Genomic DNA, 2543 nt, shown 5'->3' on the forward strand with positions numbered 1-2543 from the left:
ACGAACTAGCACCACGCGTATGAAGATATGTTGGCAAATGATGTGCTTGATTTAACTAAAGTTCTAGTCATTGCAGGCAGCGGGAATAATGGCGGGGATGCTTTAGTAGTTGCACGTCTGCTAGAAACACACGGTTTTGATACCAGTATTTTATTAGTGGGTAAGCCTAAACATCGTAGCGAGCAAATGGAAAAACAGCTTAAGATCTGTGAGTATTATAATGTAAAGCAGGTCTTCTTGGATGAAGATTTTAGCAAATACACTATGATAGTTGATGGATTATTTGGCAGTGGTCTTTCGCGTAATGTTAGTGGCGACTTTGCCACAGTCATTGATCACGCCAATGCCTCAGGGGTCAAGATCCATGCGATCGACATTCCATCGGGACTAAATGGCGATACTGGTCAAGTGATGGGGACAGCCATTAAAGCAACCAGTACTTCAACTTTGGCCTATGTCAAAGATGGTATGGTCAAACAAGGTGCACAAGATTATACTGGTCAAATTTTTATCGATGATATCGGGATCTATTTAGATGACCACTACGAAGAATAGCAAAACTATGTCTGGGACTGTCGCTTTTTCGATAGTCCTTTTTATGACTAAAAAGAAGAATAAATTAAAATACTTGGCAATTTTTGCTCTGCATTAAAAAAAGAAGTGTTATTAGTTGATTTTTTTGTATCCGTTTCATATGATATATGTAACATATGACATATAAAAAGGACGGGGAATGCATGTGCGAGTTAGTAAGCTAAACGACAATGATGCTGTTCGAGCACAACAAATATTTAAGAGTTTGAGTAATCCGGTTCGAATGAAACTCTTGTACGTTTTAGAAGATGGCAAACAGAATGTTTCGATGATCGCGGAACAGTTGGATCTGGAACAATCCGTGGTATCACATCAACTGGCAACTTTAAGGAACAACCATTTAGTTGCCAGTGAGCGGATCGGTAAGCAAGTTTTTTATGAACTGGATGATCGTCATGTTTTGAGCATTTTAGATAGTGTCATGGAACATGTCCAACATATTGAATAAAAAGGTATGTCTGAAGGCAGGTTGCACCGCAATACATCTTTCCTGTATTTTTGATGCACAGGTATAAAAATATGAGGGGTGACAGTCATGAATGAGACAAGGCTGAACAAAGCCAAATTAACTAGCAGAAAGTATCAGATCGGGATCACGCTCAATATTGTTTTTATCATAGTAGAGTTTATTTTTGGTGGGGTCGCTAATTCGATTGCTTTGGTGACCGATGCGGTACACAATATGGCGGATGTGTTATCTTTGGTAATATCTTTGATAGCCATTTATTTAATGAATAAGAAACCAACTAAGCGTCATACTTACGGTTTTTATAACACCACTATCATGTCGGCTATGATCAATTCAGTGATCTTATTTGTCAGTTTAGGTATTGTTATTTGGGAGTCAATAGTTCGTTTATCTACTCAGTCAGCGGGTTCTCAGCCTGTCGGATGGCTGGTTGCAGTAGTTGCTTTGAGTGGTGTAGTGATCAATGGTCTTACCGCAGTTTTGATGAATGGCAGTAAAGAGTTAAATGATCGGTCTAACTTTTGGCATTTTTTCGGAGATACTTTGCTGAGTGTAGCTGTTTTTGCAGCAGGTTTGATCATTAGTCTCACTGACTGGGATTGGTTAGACCCTACAATTTCAATTATTGCTGCTTTGTTTATTTTGTTTGAGTCATGGAGTGTTTTAAAAGAATCTTTTGAAATGTCTACTAATGCTGTACCGCAGCGGTTAGAAAGTGCTGATATCGAAGGATATTTATTAGGATTTGCGCATGTAGTAGCAATCAATGATCTGCATATTTGGCCGTTATCAACGACTGAAACTGCCTTATCTGCCCATATTGAGATCGATCAGAAGGCAGATTATTTTAAAACACTCGATCAGATAACAAATGGAGTCGAAGAAAAGTTTCAAATTGGGCACGTTACAGTGCAGTTGGAAACTTGCGACAAAGAGCACTGCGAGACTAAAATTTAGTAAATTAGGAATAATTTAACTATTACTAAAATGAGCTGCATACAGGATAATGGCGAACTCATTTTATTCTTACTTTTAAAAGCGCTTCCGCTTCTATTGGAGCGTTTGTTGGTGAGGTACTACTACTGGTTGGAGTGTAGCATATAGCGCAGATAGGGGTGCTGTTCGCTCGCTAACGAAATTTACTGCTCAGAAATTTGGCAAAAATCATCTCCGGGTCAACTCAGTTCATCCTGGTTCAACATTTACAAGGATGGCACAGAAAGCTGGCATTAAAACTAAGGATAAAATGGGCAAGGCTTATGATGGGAAGGTTGCTTTACCGCCCTTTGTAGCAGATAGTGATATTGATTATGCCTATCCTTATTTAGTTTCTGATGAATCAAATCTTGTGACTGGCGAAGAATTAGTAGTTGATGGCGGCTGGACAACTAACTTTTAGAGAGCTTGAACAGTTAACTTACAAAAACTTTTAATTGAAGAAATAAAAAATTCTTAATCCTGGATTATTCATAATTTTACC

At 38.4% G+C, this 2543-nt stretch carries 2 protein-coding genes and 2 pseudogenes; all 4 read left to right on the forward strand.

Annotated features, from left to right (window positions below; all coding sequences use genetic code 11):
* Positions 1–18 precede the first annotated feature (18 nt).
* Positions 19–555, forward strand: a pseudogene (locus tag FC65_RS10055) (NAD(P)H-hydrate epimerase); the annotation flags it as partial.
* 178 nt (positions 556–733) lie between these two features.
* Positions 734–1042 carry an ArsR/SmtB family transcription factor gene (locus FC65_RS10060; protein WP_035631397.1) on the forward strand — a complete coding sequence of 103 codons (309 nt, stop codon included), beginning with the start codon at positions 734–736 and terminating at the stop codon, positions 1040–1042.
* An 87-nt stretch (positions 1043–1129) separates the two neighbouring features.
* Positions 1130–2020 carry a cation diffusion facilitator family transporter gene (locus FC65_RS10065; protein WP_010498835.1) on the forward strand — a complete coding sequence of 297 codons (891 nt, stop codon included), beginning with the start codon at positions 1130–1132 and terminating at the stop codon, positions 2018–2020.
* Positions 2021–2213: 193 nt separating this feature from the next.
* Positions 2214–2462: pseudogene (locus FC65_RS12075) on the forward strand (SDR family oxidoreductase); the annotation flags it as partial.
* Positions 2463–2543: the final 81 nt, after the last annotated feature.

The organism is Ligilactobacillus acidipiscis DSM 15836, assembly GCF_001435755.1.
Taxonomy (GTDB): Bacteria; Bacillota; Bacilli; order Lactobacillales; family Lactobacillaceae; genus Ligilactobacillus; species Ligilactobacillus acidipiscis.